At 74.7% G+C, this 19,018-nt stretch carries 16 protein-coding genes; 11 read left to right on the top strand and 5 right to left on the bottom strand.

What is annotated here, in order from left to right; all coding sequences use genetic code 11:
* The first annotated feature begins 76 nt into the window (after nt 1-76).
* The 4 genes from PUR71_RS01740 (at nt 77) to PUR71_RS01755 (ending at nt 4,379) form a co-directional block, all read left to right on the top strand.
* The gene (locus PUR71_RS01740) at nt 77-940 is read left to right on the top strand and encodes a segregation and condensation protein A (protein WP_329924489.1); all 864 of its coding nucleotides are present in this window, start codon (nt 77-79) and stop codon (nt 938-940) included.
* A 287-nt stretch (nt 941-1,227) separates the two neighbouring features.
* Complete coding sequence (gene scpB / locus PUR71_RS01745) at nt 1,228-1,884, top strand: SMC-Scp complex subunit ScpB (protein ID WP_443077318.1); 657 nt, start codon at nt 1,228-1,230, stop codon at nt 1,882-1,884.
* Nucleotides 1,884-3,182 (top strand): pseudouridine synthase, encoded by a 1,299-nt coding sequence (locus PUR71_RS01750; RefSeq protein WP_329924490.1) that lies wholly within the window; start codon nt 1,884-1,886, stop codon nt 3,180-3,182. Before scpB ends, PUR71_RS01750 begins: the two co-directional genes overlap by 1 nt.
* Nucleotides 3,183-3,395: 213 nt before the next feature.
* On the top strand, nt 3,396-4,379 hold the full coding sequence (locus tag PUR71_RS01755) for a helix-turn-helix domain-containing protein (protein WP_329924491.1): 984 nt from the start codon (nt 3,396-3,398) through the stop codon (nt 4,377-4,379).
* 49 nt (nt 4,380-4,428) lie between these two features.
* Here PUR71_RS01755 and PUR71_RS01760 read toward each other — a convergent pair whose 3' ends face one another.
* The 3 genes from PUR71_RS01760 to PUR71_RS01770 form a co-directional block, all read right to left on the bottom strand.
* Nucleotides 4,429-4,791: a DUF952 domain-containing protein gene (locus PUR71_RS01760; protein ID WP_329924492.1), complete on the bottom strand. Its 363-nt coding sequence runs from the start codon at nt 4,789-4,791 to the stop codon at nt 4,429-4,431.
* 76 nt (nt 4,792-4,867) lie between these two features.
* Nucleotides 4,868-6,412, bottom strand: coding sequence for a mucoidy inhibitor MuiA family protein (locus PUR71_RS01765; protein WP_329924493.1), 1,545 nt, complete (start codon nt 6,410-6,412; stop codon nt 4,868-4,870).
* A 2-nt stretch (nt 6,413-6,414) separates the two neighbouring features.
* Entirely contained in the window at nt 6,415-8,790 is a 2,376-nt protein-coding gene (locus tag PUR71_RS01770) for a DUF4139 domain-containing protein (RefSeq protein WP_329924494.1), read from the bottom strand.
* 356 nt (nt 8,791-9,146) lie between these two features.
* Between PUR71_RS01770 and PUR71_RS01775 the strand changes: the two genes are divergently transcribed.
* The 3 genes from PUR71_RS01775 to der all read left to right on the top strand — a co-directional run bounded on the left by PUR71_RS01775 (nt 9,147) and on the right by der (nt 13,111).
* Nucleotides 9,147-10,232: a prephenate dehydrogenase gene (locus tag PUR71_RS01775; RefSeq protein WP_329924495.1), complete on the top strand. Its 1,086-nt coding sequence runs from the start codon at nt 9,147-9,149 to the stop codon at nt 10,230-10,232.
* A 531-nt stretch (nt 10,233-10,763) separates the two neighbouring features.
* Nucleotides 10,764-11,501, top strand: a complete 738-nt coding sequence (gene cmk, locus PUR71_RS01780; protein ID WP_329924496.1) for a (d)CMP kinase — start codon at nt 10,764-10,766, stop codon at nt 11,499-11,501.
* A gap of 158 nt (nt 11,502-11,659) precedes the next feature.
* Entirely contained in the window at nt 11,660-13,111 is a 1,452-nt protein-coding gene (der, locus tag PUR71_RS01785; protein ID WP_329924497.1) for a ribosome biogenesis GTPase Der, read from the top strand.
* A 115-nt stretch (nt 13,112-13,226) separates the two neighbouring features.
* Here der and PUR71_RS01790 read toward each other — a convergent pair whose 3' ends face one another.
* Both PUR71_RS01790 and PUR71_RS01795 read right to left on the bottom strand, forming a co-directional pair.
* Nucleotides 13,227-13,946, bottom strand: a complete 720-nt coding sequence (locus PUR71_RS01790) for a hypothetical protein (protein ID WP_329924498.1) — start codon at nt 13,944-13,946, stop codon at nt 13,227-13,229.
* Between the two features lie 207 nt (nt 13,947-14,153).
* Entirely contained in the window at nt 14,154-15,077 is a 924-nt protein-coding gene (locus PUR71_RS01795; RefSeq protein ID WP_329924499.1) for a hypothetical protein, read from the bottom strand.
* A 582-nt stretch (nt 15,078-15,659) separates the two neighbouring features.
* Between PUR71_RS01795 and PUR71_RS01800 the strand changes: the two genes are divergently transcribed.
* The 4 genes from PUR71_RS01800 (at nt 15,660) to PUR71_RS01815 (ending at nt 18,982) form a co-directional block, all read left to right on the top strand.
* Nucleotides 15,660-16,442, top strand: coding sequence for a transglycosylase family protein (locus tag PUR71_RS01800; protein ID WP_329924500.1), 783 nt, complete (start codon nt 15,660-15,662; stop codon nt 16,440-16,442).
* 219 nt (nt 16,443-16,661) lie between these two features.
* Entirely contained in the window at nt 16,662-17,012 is a 351-nt protein-coding gene (locus tag PUR71_RS01805) for a transglycosylase family protein (RefSeq protein ID WP_329924501.1), read from the top strand.
* Between the two features lie 157 nt (nt 17,013-17,169).
* Nucleotides 17,170-17,856 (top strand): alpha-ketoglutarate-dependent dioxygenase AlkB family protein, encoded by a 687-nt coding sequence (locus tag PUR71_RS01810; protein ID WP_443077319.1) that lies wholly within the window; start codon nt 17,170-17,172, stop codon nt 17,854-17,856.
* Nucleotides 17,857-18,121: 265 nt separating this feature from the next.
* Nucleotides 18,122-18,982, top strand: a complete 861-nt coding sequence (locus PUR71_RS01815; protein ID WP_329924503.1) for an acyl-CoA thioesterase — start codon at nt 18,122-18,124, stop codon at nt 18,980-18,982.
* Nucleotides 18,983-19,018: the final 36 nt, after the last annotated feature.

Here is a 19,018-nt window from a genome sequence, read left to right on the forward strand (position 1 = left end):
CCCGGCGTCCCGGCGCACGGCGTGTCGAGTGCCCCGGGGCGGGGCGGGCGCCGGGGCCGGGTGAAGATGGAACGTCATGCCGAGCACCGCCGAACCGCCTGCGACCGCCGCGAGCCCCGGGACCGACGACGGGTCGCGGGGCGGGTTCCGGGTGCGGCTGGACAACTTCGAGGGCCCCTTCGACCTCCTCCTGGGCCTGATCGCCAAGCACCGGATGGACGTCACCGAGGTGGCGCTGGCCACTGTGACGGACGAGTTCCTCGCGCACATCCGGGCCATGGGCCCGGACTGGGACCTCGACGCGGCCACCGAGTTCCTCGTCGTCGCCGCCACCCTGCTCGACCTCAAGGCCGCCCGGCTGCTGCCCGCCGCCGAGGTCGAGGACGAGGAGGACCTCGCCCTCCTGGAAGCGCGCGACATGCTGTTCGCGCGGCTGTTGCAGTATCGGGCGTACAAGCGGGCGGCCGAGGTGTTCGGGGAGCGCTGGGCCGCCGAGCTGCGCCTGCGGCCGCGCACCGCGGGGCTGGAGCCGCACCACGCCGAGCTGCTGCCCGAGGTGGTCCTCACCATCGGTGCGGAGCGGCTCGCGCAGCTCGCGGCCAAGGCGATGGAGCCCAGGCCGGCGCCGGTCGTGTACGTCGACCACATCCACACCCCGCCGGTCAGCGTGCGCGAGCAGGCCGGGCTGGTGGTGGCGCTGCTCACGGAGCTGGGCGAGGCGTCGTTCCGGGACCTCGTCGCGGACGCGCCGGACACCCTGGTGGTCGTGGCCCGCTTCCTCGCGCTGCTGGAGCTCTACCGCGAGCAGGCGCTCGCCTTCGAGCAGCCGGAGGCGCTCGGGGAGCTGACCGTGCGGTGGGTGGCCGAGCCCGGACGCGGCGCGGTGGAGGTCACGGACGAGTTCGACCGGCCGGCGGGGCAGAAGGAGGACGACGGGTGACGGAGACGTCTGCGGAGGGCGGCGGGCGGCCGCAGCGCCGCCGGCTGGGGCTGCCCGGGCGGCCGCGGGCCGAGGAGTGGCTGGAACCGGCCTTCGAGCTCGTGCTGGACGAGCCGGAGCCGTTGACGGAGTCCCTGGCCCCCGCCGCCGAGGCGCGCGTGGTGCACCAGAAGTCGGCTCCGCCGACCGCCGAGGTGCCGCCGGTCGCGGGCCACGGGGAGGACGGGGAGCCCGGCGAGGACCGGGAGGACGGCTTCGGGCTGCGGGCCGGGCTGGAGGCGATCCTGATGATCGTCGAGGAACCGGTGACCGAGGACCGCCTGGCCGGCGTGCTGGAGCGGCCCCGGGCCGAGATCGCCGACGCCCTGCGCGGGCTGTCCGCCGAGTACACCGCCCAGGGGCGCGGTTTCGACCTGCGGCACGTCGCCGGCGGCTGGCGCTTCTACAGCCGGGCCGCCTGCTCGCCGGCCGTCGACCGCTTCGTCCTGGACGGCCAGCAGACCCGGCTCACCCAGGCCGCGCTGGAGACCCTGGCGGTCGTCGCCTACCGTCAGCCGGTGTCCAGATCCCGCGTCTCGGCCGTCCGCGGTGTGAACTGTGACGGCGTGATGCGTACCCTGGTACAGCGAGGACTGGTGGAAGAGGCCGGATCCGAGCCCGAAACAGGTGCGATCCTGTATCGGACGACGAACTACTTCCTGGAACGGATGGGGCTCCGCGGCCTGGACGAGCTGCCGGAGCTCGCTCCCTTCCTGCCCGAGGTCGACGACGTGGAAGCGGAGTCCCTGGAGGGCACGATGATCGCGGAGGCGGTCGCCGCCGCTGCCGCGCAGGCCGCGGACGGCAGTGGCGAGGCCGGTCGGGCTGAGCACGATCGGCAGGGGGCGGTGAGGTCGGCCGAAACGACCGCACATCCCAGACGGAACGACGTACGGACACTTTGATGCGTAGCAGTGGCAACGGCAGGAACAGCAGCGGCGGCGGAAGCGGTCGCGGCGGACAGGGCGGGGGCCGGGGCGGCGGCTCCTACGGGGGCGGCGGCGGCCGCGGCGGCTCGGGCTCGCGGGGCGGTTCGTCCGGCGGCGGTTCGTACGGCGGTGGCTCGCGGGGCGGTTCGTCCGGCGGCGGTTCGTACGGTGGCGGCTCGCGGGGCGGCTCCTACGGCGGCGGTTCGGGTTCGCGCGGCGGCTCCGGCTCCTCCGGCCGGGACTCCCGCCGTGACGACCGGCGCGACGACCGCAGGGACGACCGGCGCTACCCGGACCGCCCGCTGCGGCCCGAGGAGCGGCGCTACGACCGCCCCGAGTTCGGCGGCGGCCCCAACGCCACCCCCGCCCGCGGCAGCTTCGCCGGCCGGCGCCCCGGCCCGGCCCCGCGCCCGCGCCGCGAGGGCCAGGGCGCCCCGGGCGACCCGCGCCGCCAGCCGCAGCGCTCGCGCGAGCTCCAGGCCCGGATCGAGGACGCCGTCCTCGCCCGGCACGACAAGCCCGCCGTCAAGCTGCCCAAGACCTTCGGCGAGCCCGAGGGCGAGCGCCTGCAGAAGGTGCTGGCCCGGGCCGGCATCGGCAGCCGCCGGGCCTGCGAGGAGCTGATCGAGCAGGGGCGCGTCGAGGTCAACGGCAAGACCGTGACCGAGCAGGGCAAGCGCGTCGACCCGGAGAAGGACGAGATCAAGGTCGACGGTCTGACCGTCGCCACCCAGTCCTACCTGTTCTTCGCGCTCAACAAGCCGGCCGGCGTCGTCTCCACCATGGAGGACCCGGAGGGCCGCCAGTGCCTCGGCGACTACGTGACCAACCGGGAGACCCGGCTGTTCCACGTCGGCCGCCTGGACACCGAGACCGAGGGCATCATCCTGCTCACCAACCACGGTGAGCTGGCCCACCGCCTCACCCACCCCAAGTACGGCGTGACCAAGACCTACCTGGCCGCCATCCAGGGCCCGATCCCGCGCGACCTGGGCAAGCAGCTCGCCCAGGGCGTCGAGCTGGAGGACGGCTACGCCCGTGCCGACAGCTTCAAGGTCATCTCCAACGTCGGCAAGAACTACCTGGTCGAGGTGACCCTGCACGAGGGCCGCAAGCACATCGTGCGCCGGATGCTGGCCGAGGTCGGCTTCCCGGTCGAGAAGCTCGTGCGCACCCACTTCGGCCCGATCGCGCTGGGCGACCAGAAGTCGGGCTGGCTGCGCCGCCTCACCAACCCCGAGGTCGGCCGGCTGATGCACGAGGTCGGCCTGTAGGCCCCCGCTTCACCGACTGTTCTCCGGAGGGTCTCCCGCCCGTGGTGGCGGGGGACCCTCCGGCGTGCGTGTGAGCCGGGACGCACCCGCTGGTCACGGCCTTGTCAGCGCCATGATCCGTGGCAGAGGATGGCCACCCGACCACCGCCGCGCCACGTGGCGGGAGTGCGCCAGGGCGGGCGCCGGTGGGGGCGACAAGGGGGAGACGGCGTCGTGTCCGATGCACCACTCAGCGCACTGGGACTGGCCGAGCCGGACGGACAGGTCTACGCCGCGCTGGTGGCCAACCCGCAGTCCACCGCGGAGGACCTGGCCGAGAGCTGCGGCCTGACCCTCCAGCAGAGCGTGCGCGCGCTCGACCGGCTCGCCCAGCAGGGCATGGCCACCCGCGCGCCGGTGGACCGCCAGCGCTACCTGCCGGTCGCCCCCGACGTCGCGATCGGGACCCTGATAGGCCACCGCGAGTCCGAACTGCGCCACGCGCGGGCCGAGATGCACCGGCTGATGGACGCCTTCCGGGAGGCGTCGCGCTACACCGACCCCGCGCACTCGGTCGAGGTGCTCACCGGCGGCGAGGCGATCGCCCAGCGGCTGGAGCACATCACCGAGACCAGCCAGTACCAGGTGCGCGGCTTCGACTGCCCGCCGTACATCCAGGACCCGGTCGGGCTCATGCCCACGCAGCGGGACCGGCTTCGCGAGGGGCTGCGCTTCCGGACCATCTACGACCGGGAGGCGGTGGCCTGGCCGGGGCGGCTGGAGAAGAACATCCTGGTCGGCGTCGCGGACGGCGAGGAGGCGCGGGTCCGGCCCACGCTGCCGATGAAGATGATCATCTCGGACGACCGGATGGCGATCATCCCGATCAGCGTCGGCGACAGCGTCCTCGACGCCGCCTACGTCATCCACCCCTCGGCGCTGCTCCAGGCGCTGGACACCCTGTTCGAGGCCGAGTGGGAGCGGGCCGTCCAGCTCCAGGCCGCGATCGGCGCGACGGACACGGCGCTGGAGCCGGCGGCCGACCACCGCAAGCTGCTGGGCCTGCTGGCGGCCGGCCTGACCGACGAGTCGATCGCCCGCTCGCTTGGCTGGAGCGCCCGCACCACCCAGCGCCGGCTGCAGAGCCTCATGCGGGCGCTGGGCGCCACCACCCGCTTCCAGGCCGGCATGGCGGCGCGGGAGCGCGGGTGGCTGTGAGCCCTCGCTCTGGTTCCGGGCTCGGTTCCGGGGCTCGGCTCCTGGACGCTCAGCTCCAGGGCGTGAGGGAGGCCCAGCGGCCGTCCGGGCCGCGCAGGACCTTCTCCAGGCCCACCACGGCGGAGCGGTTCAGCCGGCCGTAGATGTGCGGGAACTGCACGCCGGGGGTGGCCCCGGGCGGCGGTGCGCCGTGCGGGGCCTCCCACTTGACCATCGGTTCCACCAGCGACTCCTCGATCAGCAGCACCATCAGCGGATCGGGGGTGTCGGCGAAGAAGTGGTTGGCCACCGCGAGCGCCGTCCGCTCGTCCGCCGAGCAGTGGATGAACCCGTCGGTGAGCAGCGAGGCGGCGGCGTACGGGCGGCCGGGGTCGGCCAGCCAGTCGTCCAGGGGGGCGAGGTGGAGGATCATGTTCCTTTTGTACCCGGTTCGGTCCCTTTGGTGCTGTGCGGGCCGGTGCTGATCCGGTGTCACTGCGGTGCGGGTGTCAGAGCCCGGCCACCTTCGAGGACGCCGAGACCTCGTACACCAGCGTGACCGTCCGGCGGGCGCCTGGGCCGAGCGGCACGTCCCAGCGGACGATGCCCTCGGCGTCGAAGGCGTCCGGGGCCGGGGTGCACTCCTCCTTGCGCAGCCGCACCTCCACCGCCGACACCTCCGAGACCGGCACCCGCTCGCGGACCGTGACGACCTGCTCGTCCCGCTCCTCCGGGCCGGAGAAGCGGGACAGGTGCAGCCGGACCTTCCGGGTGGTCGTCTGGCGGCCGGTGAGCCCGGCGGTGGCCTGGCGCTCCTCGGTCTCGCGGACCACCCGGTAGCCGTCCGAGCTGCCGAACGCCAGCTCGGCCTTGGCACCCGCCGCGGTGAAGCGCAGCTCGCCCCGGCCGGTGAAGCCGCTGCCGCGGACCAGCTCGACCGGGCCGGCCAGCAGCGGGTGCCCGGCCGCGTTGCGGAACCGGACCACCTGGGTGACCAGTGGGGACAGCTCCGGCGCGCACGCGTACTCGCTGCTCGCCGGTGCGTCGAAGCCGCCCAGCGGCACCCGGTGCGCCCGGCCGTCGGACGGGACGGTGGCCGGGGCGGGCGCGGGCAGCACCCGGACCTCGCCGCCGTCGTCCACGCCCGGCACCGCCGCGTCCGGGGCGAGCGTGCTCACCGCCTCCTCGCGCAGCTCGACCTCGACCGTCCGGCGTTCCTCGGTGGTGCGCTCGCGCAGCATCAGGACGTCCTCGGTGATCGCGGGCGGATCGGTGGCGAGGGCGGAGCGGGCGGTGGAGAAGGTGAGCCGCGCGCCCGTCCAGTCCTCGCCGGTGCGCTGCCAGACGACGGCCTCCGACTCCAGGCGCAGGCTCCCGCCGGTGAGCGTGGCGCGGTAGGACGGGCGCCAGAGAGCGCACGGCACCAGGTGGGTGACGGTCAGCGCGCCGGGGCCGGCCGAGGCGGCCTCGACGGTGAGGTCCAGGTGGGCGACCAGCTCGGCCGGCTCCTCCTCGGCCTCGTCGAGCGCGGTCAGCGCCTGCGAGCGCTCCTCCTCCAGGCGGCGCAGCCGGGAGCGGGTGGCGCGCAGCTCCTCGCCGTGGCGCTCGCGCTCGGCGTCCACGCGGTCCAGCTCGCGCGTCCAGCGGGCGCGTTCGACCTCGCCGACGCCCGCGCCCTCGCCGATCTCGCGCAGGAGGTCGGCGGAGAGCTGGGCGAGCAGGGCGAGCCGGGCCTCCAGGCGGGCGCGGGTCTGGTCGGTCAGCCGGGTCTCGGCGTCCAGTCGGTGCAGCCGGTGGCGCAGTTCGGAGTCGTCCGGGCCCGGCGGCAGCGGGGAGCGCGGGGTCCAGCTGCGCACCAGGCGGGCGTCCAGGACGCGGCTGCCGGGCGCGCTCGTCTCGGCGCGCAGGGTGCGGTCCACGGCGAGCGCGGTGAGCGGGCCGAGGCGCAGGCGCTGGACGCCCGCGACGAGGTCGACCGTCGCCGTGCGCTCGACCTGGCTGCGGTCCTCCAGGCAGGTGACGGCGGTGACGGGGAGGGGGATGGGGCCGGTCATTCTCAGTTCCTCCGGTTTCCGCCGACGATGGCCTTTCCGGCCGGGATCTTGATCTGGTAGCCGCCGTCGAGCTCGGCGCGCCCGCCCGGGGGCAGCTCGACCCGCCAGAGCCGGGTGCTGGGCGGGCACTGCGGGGTCGGGACCGTCGGGGCGTGCCAGTCGGCGCGCTCCTCGATCCGGATCTCGGCGTCGGAGGAGACCGGCACGCGCTCGCGCACCTCGACGGTGACGGCGCGGCCGAGCCGGTTCGCCAGTTCGACGTGCACCCGGTGGTCGAGCACGGTGCTGTTGTTCAGCACGTTCAGCTTGCCCGCGGCGGCCTCGTGCAGTTCGGTGCGGCGCGCCACCTCGATGCTCTCGGTGACGCCGATGCCCACGCGCCGCGCGCCGCCGGGGGCGAGCGTGGGCAGGGCGGCGGTGAGCAGGAACTCGTCGTCGACGGTGACCTCGACCGGGCCGGCCAGGACGGCGCGGTCGGTGCGGTTGGCGAGGACGAGCGTCGCGTACACCTTCTCCTCGACGGCCGGGACGGTGACGTACTCGGGACGGACGGACAGCGGGATCTCGTCCACCGTGACGGTGTGCCAGGTGCCGTCCGACGGGATGTCGGCGGGGGCGGCGGCGTCGAAGCGGTGGTCGAAGGAGCCGGCCGAGACGCGCGGCGCCACGGCGTGCCGGGGCAGGCGCAGGCCGCGCACGCGGCCGAGGCCGCCGAGGGCACCGGGGCTGCCGGGGCCCGTGTCCGGGGTGGCGGTGGGCGGGTGGAGGGTGCCGCGGCGGTTGGCGGGCTCGTCGGGGCCCGCCAGGACGAGCTCGGGGTAGTCGAGCAGGGCTGCGGCGGGGGTGAGTGTGCCGGGGGTGCCCGGGGGGCCGTCGCTCCAGAGGTCTGCGGATTCGACGGCGCCGGCGCGCTTGCGGTGGGCCATCCGCTTCATGGCCTCGGGCGGGCCGGACTGCGCGATCGGGGCTGCCGAGGGCGCGGGTGCGGGTGCTGCGCCGTACGCGGCCGGGGTGGGGCCGCCGGGGGCGGCGGGTGCACCGGGTGCAGGGGGCATCGCCTGGGGGCCCGGTGCGCCGCCGTAGCCGGCGAAGCCGGGGCCGGGCGGGGGCGGCGAGGGCAGCGGGTACTCGTCGTCGGCGGAGTCCAGGGTGCCGCCGCCGCGGCCGCTCACGCCGTACGGCCTTCCGCCGGGGCGGCCTGCGCGCCCCGGGCGGCCGGGTGCTGCGGGGTGGGGACCGGCGGCGAGTGGTTGGTGCGGCCACGCCGGGGGGTTGGGCGTCGGCGCCGAGACGGCGATCGGTCCGCTACGGGGCCGGGGCTTGCCGGGCAGCTCGTCGGCGGCGTCGTAGCCGGTGAACAGGTCGGACAGGCCGCTCGGGGGCTCGCGCCAGCCGGACGGCGGCGGCGCGGGCTGGCTGCGGCCGATCCGCAGCGAGCGCAGCTTGGGCAGGTCGGTGCGGCGGTCGAGGTCGGCGGTGGACAGCGCGAGGCGCACGCCCGTCCAGTCCTCGCCGGTCTGCTGGGCGACGGAGGCGCGCAGGACGAGGCGGCCGCTGTCGGAGCCGTGGCGGTACGACAGCCGGTAGGCGGGGATCCAGCGGGCGGCGGCGACGCCGTACTCCAGCTCGATCTCCAGGTGGGCGGGGGTGGTGTCCAGGGCGTCGGTGTTCAGGTCGTCGGTGGACGTGGGGGTGGTGGGCGTGGAGGCGGTGTCCGGCTCGCCGGCGGGGGCCGGGGCGCTCGTCAGGGTGAGCAGGACGGTGGTGGCCGTCTCCACCGGGCGGGAGGGGCCCGCGGTGGACGCGCGCTCCAGCCGGTCATTGATCGACTCGCACGCGTGGTCGGCGAGTTCGATCTCCCGGGTGAGCTGCTCGGCGCGGGCCTGGAGCCCGGCCAGCCGCTCGTCGACGAACTCGGCCAGCTCGAGCCACGCGTCGGCGGGGGTGCGGCGCAGGGCTTCGTCGGGCCGGCGCCGCTGCGGCGGCACCGCGCGCAGGGCGCTCGTCTCGGCGATCGAGGCGAGCACCAGGCGGTGGCGCTCGACGAGGGCGCTCAGGCGCTCCCTGGCCTCGTCCACTTCACGCCGGAGGGCGGGGAGTTCGGACTCGTCGCGGATCTCGGCCAGCTGCTCCACCCGGGCCTCGGTCACGGCCGTGCCCGCCGGGCCGGCGAGCACCCGGGCGCGCAGCGACCGGCCGTCCAGCGTGCGGGGCAGGCCCGTCAGCCGCAGGCGGCCGCCGGCCGGGACGGGCACGGTGGCCCGGCGACGGCAGACCGCGCCCTCGGCATACACCACGACCGAGTCGAGGGCCGACGGGTGTGCCGGTACGGCCGCCGGTTTCCGCCGCCCGCCCTCGCCGCTGTGCTGATCGTCCATGCGCAACCCCTTCGCTCGCGTCCTGCCGCCTGCGCCGACGGTCCCTGCCTCGGGCGGCCAGTCTGCCCCGCCTCCGGGCGGGCGTCTGAGGATTTCGCCCGCGCGGTGGCGTGTGCACTCTGTGGGACGGGGGCGGGGCGCCGGTGGTTCTGTCTCCTGGTGGGGTGGGGTGGCGGGCTCGTGGGGGTGGCGGCTCGTCGGGGTGGGCAGTGGGCAGTGGGCTCGTGGGGTGGGCGGTGGGCGCGAGTGCGGGCGCCATGCGAGAGGATGGGGCCGAGTACACCCCGGCCCGCCGGCCAGGCCCGTGACCAGGCCGGTCAGCGTGAACGGGCCCGTCAGAAGGAGAGCGACCCGCCATGCGCACTGCCGTCGTCGTCGGCACCGGACTCATCGGCACCTCCGCCGCCCTCGCCCTGACCGGCCGCGGGCTGACCGTCCACCTGGAGGACGCCGACCCGGACGCCGCCCGCACGGCAGCCTCGCTCGGCGCGGGCACCACCGAGCCCGCCGACGGCCCGGTCGACCTCGCGGTCATCGCCGTCCCGCCCGCGCTGGTCGGCAAGGTGCTCGCCGACTGCCAGCGCCGCAACCTGGCCCGCTGGTACACCGACGTCGCGAGCGTCAAGGCCGGCCCGCGGGCCGAGGTCACCGCGCTCGGCTGCGACACCGTCCACTACATCGGCAGCCACCCGATGGCCGGCCGCGAGCGCTCCGGCCCGCTGGCCGCCCGCGCCGACCTCTTCGAGGGCCGGCCCTGGGTGCTCACGCCCACCGCCGACACCGACACCGAGACGCTCAACGCCGCCCTGGAGCTCGTCGCGCTGTGCGGGGCGATGCCGATCGTGATGGACGCCGCCGCGCACGACCGGGCGGTCGCGCTCGTCTCGCACGCCCCGCAGCTGGTCTCCTCGCTGGTAGCCGCCCGGCTGGAGCACGCCGACGAGACCGCGATAAGGCTCTCCGGGCAGGGTGTCCGGGACGTCACCCGGATCGCCGCCTCCAATCCCGGCCTGTGGGTCGACATCCTCTCCGCCAACGCGGGCGCCGTCGCCGACATCCTGGAGGAGGTCGCCGCGGACCTCGGCGAGACCGTCACCGCGCTGCGCGCCCTGGACGCCGCCGAGGAGGCCGAACGCCGCTCGGGCGCGGCCGGGATCGAGGCCGTCATGCGGCGCGGCAACACCGGGCAGGCCCGCATCCCGGGCAAGCACGGCGCACCGCCCACCCGGTACGAGACGGTCTCGGTCGTCCTCGGCGACCAGCCCGGCGAGCTCGGCCGGCTCTTCGGCGAGGTCGGCGCGGCCGGGGTCAACATCGAGGACGTCGTCATCGAGCACTCCGACGGTCAGCAGGTCGGCTTCGTCCAGCTGTCCGTGGCCCCGGCGGCCGTGAAGCCGCTGACGGCGGCGCTGCGGACGAGCGGGTGGAGCGTTCGGGACTGAGGGCCCCAGGGGGAGAGAAAACCGTCGGGATCGTCGAGATGCCGCTCGGTGAGGCCAAGGGCCGGGTGACGGCGGCGAGTTGGACGTCGTCGGGAACGACGTGTTCCTGGCGGCCGTCGGAGGCGGGGAGTTGTGGATCACGGTGTTCCTCGCGCACACCCGAAGGCCGTCCGGGCCGGCACCGCGGACGGCCTTCGGGCGGCGGGGGGCAGCGGATCGAGGAGAGCGCTTCCCGTCGCCCCTCTCGACGGTGCCCTTCGGGTGGGACCGGCCGGACGGGCAGTTCGCGATGGCCTTCCCGGGCGCCGAGCTCGGCACCGAGCGGGACGGCGAGCACGTCCGGCCCCGGCCGGGGAACGCGGTGGCGGAGCCGGTCGGGCGGATAGGGGAGGCGGGGCAGGGGGTGGGCCGTGGGGGCGGCCGGACCTGGCGGGGCGGGGTGCTGCGGCGGTCCATTAACCTTGAGGGAGACAATCCCCGGTCGTGTGCCTGTTCAACGCCTGCCCACTGGCAGCCCAGGCGCCGGGTCCCATGCTCAGAGAGAGGTTCGACCCCGTGGACACTGCCGACCGAGCGCACGCCCCGGTCGTCGTCGCCATCGACGGACCCTCCGGATCCGGCAAGTCGACCGTCTCGCGCGCCGTGGCCGCCCGGCTGGGCCTGAGCTTCCTGGACACCGGTGCCATGTACCGGGCGATGACCTGGTGGATGCTGGCCAACGACGTCGACACGGACGACGCGGAGGCGGTGGCCGTCGCGTGCGGCAAGCCGGTGATCGTGTCGGGCACGGACGCCGACGGGCCCACCATCACCGTGGACGGGCAGGACGTGTCCGGCCCGATCCGCGGCCCCGAGGTGACGGCGCGGGTCAGCGCCGTGTCCGCGGTGCCGGCGGTGCGCACCCGGCTGGTCGAGCTGCAGCGCGGCTGCGCCGGGGTCGCCGAGCGCGGCATCGTCGCGGAGGGCCGGGACATGGGGACCGTGGTGTTCCCGGACGCCACCGTCAAGATCTTCCTCACCGCCTCCGAGACCGCCCGCGCCGAGCGCCGGGCGGCCGAGCTGCGCGCCAAGGGCGTCGACGAGGCGACCATCACCGCGATGGCCGCCGACCTCGCCCGCCGCGACGCCGCCGACTCCTCCCGGAAGACGGCCCCGCTGACCCAGGCCGCCGACGCGGTCCTGGTCGACACCAGCGACCTCACGCTGGAGCAGGTGATCGGGCGCATCGCCGCCCTGGTGGAGGAGCGGGCCGGCCTGTCGTCGGTGTGATCCTCCCCGGGGGGTGACCCCGCCGGGCTCCGGCCTTGAACGACCTGTGGCACCGCCGAGGTGCCGCAGGAGAAGTAGTACTAGCGCTGCCCCGAGCGGGGCAGGTACGCACGGCGCGCCCCTGGGAAGGGCCGGGCCGGGAAACGGAACAGACGAACATGACCGCAGAGCACGCCACCGGCCACGGTGAGCTGGACGACGCCGAGTACGCCGAGTTCATGGCCCTCGCCGCCGAAGAGGGCTTCGACCTCGACGACGTGGACGGCCTCGACGCCGCCGAGCACGTCCGGCTGCCGGTGCTGGCCATCGTCGGCCGCCCGAACGTCGGCAAGTCGACCCTCGTGAACCGCATCATCGGCCGCCGTGAGGCCGTCGTCGAGGACAAGCCCGGCGTCACCCGCGACCGGGTCAGCTACGAGGCGACCTGGAACGGCCGCCGCTTCAAGGTCGTCGACACCGGCGGCTGGGAGATCGACGTCCTCGGCATCGATGCCATGGTGGCCGCCCAGGCCGAGCTCGGCATCGAGCAGGCCGACGCGGTGCTGTTCGTCGTCGACGCCACCGTCGGCGCCACCGACACCGACGAGGCCCTGATCAAGATCATCCGCCGGGCCGGCAAGCCGACCGTCCTGTGCGCCAACAAGGTCGACGGCCAGTCCACCGAGGCCGAGGCCGCCTACCTGTGGTCCCTCGGCCTGGGCGAGCCGTACCCCGTCTCGGCCCTCCACGGCCGTGGCTCCGGCGACCTGCTCGACGCCGTCATGGCCGCCCTGCCCGAGGCCCCGCCGCAGACCTTCGGCGGCGCCGCCCCCGGCGGCCCGCGCCGCGTCGCGCTGATCGGGCGTCCGAACGTCGGAAAGTCCAGCCTGCTCAACAAGGTCGCCGGCGAGGAGCGCGTCGTCGTCAACGAGCTGGCCGGCACCACCCGTGACCCGGTCGACGAGATGATCGAACTCGGCGGCAAGACCTGGAAGTTCGTCGACACGGCCGGCATCCGCCGCCGCGTCCACCTCACCGCCGGCGCCGACTTCTACGCCTCGCTGCGCACCGCCTCCGCGCTGGAGAAGGCCGAGGTCGCGGTCGTCCTGATCGACGCCAGCGAGACCCTGGCCGAGCAGGACACCCGCATCATCTCGATGGCCGTCGAGGCCGGGCGCGCCGTCGTCATCGCCTACAACAAGTGGGACCAGCTCGACGAGGAGCGCCGCTACTACCTGGAGCGCGAGATCGAGCGCGACCTCGTCCAGGTGCAGTGGGCCCCGCGCGTCAACGTCTCGGCCAAGACCGGCCGGCACATGGAGAAGCTCGTCCCGGCGATCGAGACCGCGCTGGACGGCTGGGAGACCCGCATCCCGACCGCCCGCCTGAACGCCTTCCTCGGCGAGCTCGTCGCCGCCCACCCGCACCCGATCCGCGGCGGCAAGCAGCCGCGCATCCTGTTCGGCACCCAGGCGGGCACCCGCCCGCCGCGCTTCGTGCTGTTCGCCTCGGGCTTCCTGGAGGCGGGCTACCGCCGCTTCATCGAGCGCCGGCTGCGCGAGGAGTTCGGCTTCGTCGGGACGCCGATCTCGATCTCGGTGCGTGTTCGGGAGAAGCGCAAGAAGAAGTAGCAGTAGCAGTACGGCTCATGGGCAGGGGGCAGGTGGCTGCGCCCTGCACGGGTGAGGGCCTCGTCGCTTCGGCGGCGAGGCCCTCGGTCGTTCCACTCACCCTCGGTCGTCCCACTCAGTGGTGGTCGCCCGTGCGGCCCGGGGGGAGGGACAGCATCTGGCGGTGCCGTCCGCCGGCGGCGGCCGACGGGGCCGTGCCCATCACGGGGGACGGGACCGGGGGCGGCGCGGGCATCGGGTGGGGGATCGGGCCCGGCGCGCCCAGGAAGCCGGCGGCCACCCAGCCCTGGCCGTTGGTGAACTGCGGTGCGGGCGGGGCCTGGTGGCCGTTCGGCTGGTTACCGCTCGGCTGGTTACCGTTCGGGTGGTGGCCGTTCGGCTGGTGGTTCGTGATGTGGTGGTGGCCGGTGGTGTGCGCACCGGTGGTGTGCGGACCGGTCGGGTGGTGGCCCGTGGGGTGCTGCATCGCCTGGCCGTAGCCGTCGCTCGTGGGGTTGGCGGGGTGCGGGTTCGCCTGCTGGGCGGGCATGAAGGGCGACAGGGCCGCCGCCTGGCCCCCGTACGTCTGGAACGCCTGCTGCTGCGGGTACGACCGAGGGTCCACCGGCATCGGGTACCCCTCCCGGATCGCGAAGCCGGTGAACTTCAGGTCCTCCTCGCCCGACCGGTCGCCCGGCAGCGCGCGGAACAGCCGCCGGTACTCGGAGTACAGCTCGTCGTAGATCGGCGTCGTCGAGTGGGGGTGCTCGGCGTCGTACGACGGGCGCATGCCCGGGATCGAGCGGGGGACGGTGGCGGTCCTGCCGGGGGTCGCGGAGACGTCGTAGCTGTACACACAGGGGCCAACGAGCGAAGTCGTCAGGGGATGCGGGTGCGGGGACCCGGCCGGAAGGTGGCCTATGCCGATCGGAGGGCCGCCTTCCGGCCGTGGGGGCGTCGGGCTGGGGGCGTTGTGCGTGTGGACGGCGTGGGTGCGGGCCGGGCGTGGCCGGGGTCAGGCCGGGCGCGGCGGGGGTACGGCGGGGGCGCGGCGCCGTAGGGCTCAGGTGCCGGCGAGCGGGAGGGACGCGGCGACGACCTGGCCCATCGCCACCGCGCGCTCCAGCGCCTGGCGCAGCAGGTCCTCGCGCGGCTGCCGGCCGACCGTCCCGACCGGCACGGCGTACATCGTCACCTCGGAGAGCTGGCTCGCGGCCATCCGCCACGCGTCCGTCACCTGGAGCGGCTGGTGCGCCTGCCACCAGCCGGTGCTGCCGCCGGCCGCCGCGGGCTGGAGGATCGCGTGCAGCTTGCCCATGGCCACCAGGACCGACCAGCCCGGGAGCTGATCGGGCGTCTCGTCGAGGTCCGTGACGGGCTGGAAGCCGGCGTCCTGGAGCAGGTCGAGGAACTCGTCCTCGCCGGTGGTGTTGCCCGGCCGGCCGACCGGTCCGGTCGGTTCGACCACGAGCGACGCGTGGCCGACCTTGCCGTGCAGCACCAGGCCGCAGGTGATGCCGAGGATGGCGGCCTGGCCGGGGGTGCCGGGCCGCTCGTCGGCGACCGGGGCGCCGAGCGCCGGGGCGGTCGCCGCCAGGGCGGGGGAGGGGGAGGTCGCCGTGGAGGCGGAGACGGGGGCGGGGGCGGTCGGCGTGACGACGGCGGGTGGCGCGGGCGCGGCGACGGCGGGGAAGCCCGGGGTGTCGGTCTGGGCCTGGTTGATGCTGCGGACGGCCCCGGCCAGCTGCTCCTCCGCCACCGGCACCACCTGCGACGGGATGCAGCGGGCGTGGGCGAAGGCGAGCACGGCGGTCTCGTCGCCCACGAACAGCACCGTGCTGGTGGGGTCCGAGTACGTGTCACCGGGAGTGCGGCAGGAGGTGCACTCGTAACTGTCCGGGGCGCGATCGCCGCCGAGGAGGCGGTCGGCCTCGTCGTCGCCGATCTCGGACCGGACCTCGTCGCTGACGTCGAGCATGCGCGGCACAGGGTCTCCTGGAGTGGGTCTTGATTGCGGTTACGGGGAGATCGCCATAACCAACGGACCCCTGTGCCAGGCGTCACGGGTGGGCGCCGAGGCTGACGGGAATTGCCCCGGATCCGACCGCAGCACGTGTTCCTGTGGTCGCAATGTGTCGATGTCATGGGCGGGCCTGCCGGAATGAAACCGTGAGGTGGGTCACCCGGCCAGGATGTTTGATCTTGGATTTAGTGGCCAAAACGGGCAATTCGGGCAGAATTGTGGTGCCATTACCGCTGGTAACCCGGGCGTGAGCTGGGCAGACCGTTCGGGTTTTGGTTTCCCCGCCGACCGACTCGTAGCTTCTTGGACGGCGCAACGAGCGCCACCCGGGTTCACCCCCGACGCACAGCCCGCCGGTCCCGCACCGGCAGTGGCACGTGCCCGCCGACAGGACCGCTCGAACAGGTCGTCGGCGAGCGGCCGGGTGGCCGGGGCGGCAGCGGCACGTCCGACACGTGCACGGCCGTCCGACGGACGCGGCAAGGAACGCGGCCCCCTCCGGGGCCTGGTTCCGCCTGCCCGCCCGGGGCTGTCGAGAGGAACCCCATGACCTTCCGTCACGAGACCGCCGCTGCCACCACCTCCACCGCCACCAAGCGCAACCGCGTGCGCATGGCGGTCGTCGCGGGCGCCGCCGTCGCGGCCCTGCCGGTGGCCGGCCTCGTCACGGCCACCTCGGCCTCCGCCGCCTCCGTCTCCACCTGGGACGCCGTCGCCCAGTGCGAGAGCGGCGGCAACTGGGCCATCAACACGGGCAACGGCTTCTACGGCGGCCTGCAGTTCACCTCCAGCACCTGGGCCGCCTTCGGTGGCACCGCCTACGCCTCGCAGGCCAACCAGGCCACCAAGGCGCAGCAGATCGCCGTCGCCGAGAAGGTCCTCGCCTCGCAGGGCCCGGGCGCCTGGCCCGTGTGCTCCGTCAAGGCCGGCCTGACCAAGGGCGGTGCCCCGGCCGCCGTCGACACCTCGGCGGGCGCGAACACCGCCAAGCCGGCTGCTCCGGCCGCGAAGCCCACCGCCCCGGCCGCCAAGCCGGTTGCTCCGGCCGCGAAGCCCACCCAGGCCCCGAAGGCCGACGCCGCGCCGAAGGCCGACAAGGGCGCGCAGTCCTGGAACCGTTCGAACGACGCCAAGCCCGTCGCTCCGGCCGCTCCGGCTGCTCCGGCTGCTCCGGCCAAGGGTGGCAGCTACACCGTCAAGTCCGGTGACACGCTGAGCACCATCGCCGCCGCGCAGGGCCTCGACTGGCACGACCTGTACAAGAACAACGCCAAGGTCGTCGGCGGCAACCCGGACCTGATCTTCCCGGGCCAGGTCCTGAGCATCTGACGTCGTCCGACGGCGGGTGACGGCGACGGTCTCTGAGGGTGTCCGCTGCTTCGCCCGCGTCGGCTTCTGTTCCTGCGTCATCGTCACGGCCGCTTCTCCGCTGCGCGGGGGAGCGGCCGTCGGCGTGTCCGGCGTGTCGGGGCGGGGGTCGCCGCGGCGCGCCTAGGGTCGGCTGCCGTGCCGCATTCGTGTGACGAGCATTCCGGGTGGGGTGTGGCGATGGCTGCGCTGCCGGTCGCGGTGGTGCTGGCCGTGACGGCGCTCTGCGCGGGGGTGCTGGTGCCGGCCGGGGGACGCGCCTGGTCGGCCGTGCGGGTCGCGGACGTCATCTGGGACGAGCTCGCCGACTGCGAGAGCGGCGGCGACTGGCGGGCCGACACCGGCAACGGCTACTACGGCGGCCTGCAGATCTGGGCACCCACCTGGACGGAGGCGGGCGGTCTCCGCTTCGCCGACCGGCCGGACCACGCCACCCGGCGCGAGCAGACCACGGTGGGGGAGGAGATCCTCCGGCGGCAGGGGTGGGAGGCGTGGCCGGACTGCGCGCGGGAGCTGGGGCTGGTGGGGTGAGGCGTCCGTCTCCGGTTTCGGAGGGGGTCTCTGGCTGGGGTTTCTGGTTGGGGTCTCTGGTCGGTCGGGTTCCGGTCGGTCGGGTTCGGTCGGTCGGGTTCCGGTCGGTCGGGTTCCGGTCGGTTTCCGGCTGATGGTGCGCGAGGATGGGGGCGTGATCCAGGGCGAGCTGTTCGGTGACCCTTCGGAGCCTCCCGCCCCGCGCGAGCGCTCCGAACCGGCGCCCGGCGCCGTCCTCCTCCCCGACTGGCTGGATCCCGACGCCCAACTGCGCCTCGTCACCGCCTGCCGGGAGTGGGCCCGCGGCCCGGCCGGCCTGCACGCCGTCCGGATGCCCACCGGCGGGCTGATGTCCGTCCGGATGGTGAGCCTCGGCTGGCACTGGTACCCCTACGGCTACCGGCGGACCACCGCCGACGGCGCGCCGGTCAAGCCCTTCCCGCCGCTCCTCCGGGACCTCGCCCGGCGCGCGGTGGCGGACGCGTACGGGGAGCGGACCGCGCAGATCGCGGGCGCCGCGTCGTACGAGCCGGACACCGCGATCGTCAACCACTACGCGCACGGCGCCAAGATGGGCCTCCACCAGGATCGCGACGAGCGGACGGACGCCCCCGTCGTGTCGCTCTCGCTCGGCGACACGTGCGTCTTCCGGCTCGGGAACGCCGAGACCAGGACCCGTCCCTGGACCGACCTGGAGCTGCGCAGCGGCGACCTGCTCGTCTTCGGCGGGCCGGCCCGGTTCGCGTACCACGGGGTGGTGCGGACGCTCGCGGGGACGGCGGATCCGGCGCTGGGGCTGGTCGGGCGGCTCAACATCACCGTCCGGGAGTCGGGGCTGGTGTAGGGCGGGGCCGGCGGGTCGGCCCCGGCGCCAGGGGCGGACGGCGTGCGGTGCGGGGGAGTGGGTGGCGGTGCCCGGAGTGGGTGGCGGGCGACAGTCGGGCACTCGTTCGAGTGAATCGGGGGGTCGGGCCCGGGGAGCGGGAATTCCAGCGGTCGCCGGGGGCTTCGAGTGAGCTGGAGAATTCGAGAGGAACGGGCGCCGGCAGGCGGGCGGAAGACCTCCGTCCGGGCCGCCGTCCCGGAGAGCCTGGAAAGGGAGCGCAGCCATGGGTACCCCCGTCGACGACCTCGTCGATCTGCTCGACCTGGAGCAGATCGAGCTGAACATCTTCCGCGGCCGCAGCCCCGAGGAGGCGCTGCAGCGCACGTTCGGCGGCCAGGTCGCCGGCCAGGCGCTGGTCGCGGCGGGGCGCACGGTCGACGACGACCGGCCCGTGCACTCGCTGCACGCCTACTTCCTGCGCCCCGGGGTGCCCGGCGTGCCGATCGTCTACCAGGTCGACCGCATCCGCGACGGGCGTTCCTTCACCACCCGCCGGGTGCTCGCCATCCAGGGCGGGCGCTCGATCTTCGCCCTCACCGCCGACTTCCACCAGCCCGAGGAGGGTGGCATCGAGCACCAGTTCCCCATGCCGGGCGTCCCCGCCCCGGAGGAACTGCCCAGCGCCCTGGAGGAGGTCGGCGCCCGGCTCGGCGAACTGCCCCCGTTCATCAGCCGCCGACAGCCCTTCGACATCCGCTACGTCGACCGCCTGCGCTGGACGAAGGAGGAGCTGACGGGCGTCGAGGCGCGCAGCGGCGTCTGGCTGCGGACGAACGGCGCCCTGCCCGACAACCCGCTGATACACGTCTGCGCCCTGACGTACGCGAGCGACATGACGCTCCTCGACGCCGTGCGGGCCCCCGTCGAGCCGCTCTGGGGCACCAGACACTTCGACATGGCCTCGCTCGACCACGCGATGTGGTTCCACCGCCCGTTCCGGACCGACGACTGGCTGCTCTACCAGCAGGAATCCCCGATCGCCCACGGTGCGCGCGGGCTCGCCCGCGGGGAGATCTTCGACCGGAACGGGCAACTCGTCGTCTCCGTCGTGCAGGAGGGCCTGTTCCGGCGGCTGAAGGGGTGAGGGGAGTCAGGAGGTTGGCGCGGGGCCGGTGGGCGG

Source organism: Streptomyces sp. SP17BM10 (assembly GCF_036322405.1).
Lineage (GTDB): Bacteria > Actinomycetota > Actinomycetes > Streptomycetales > Streptomycetaceae > Kitasatospora.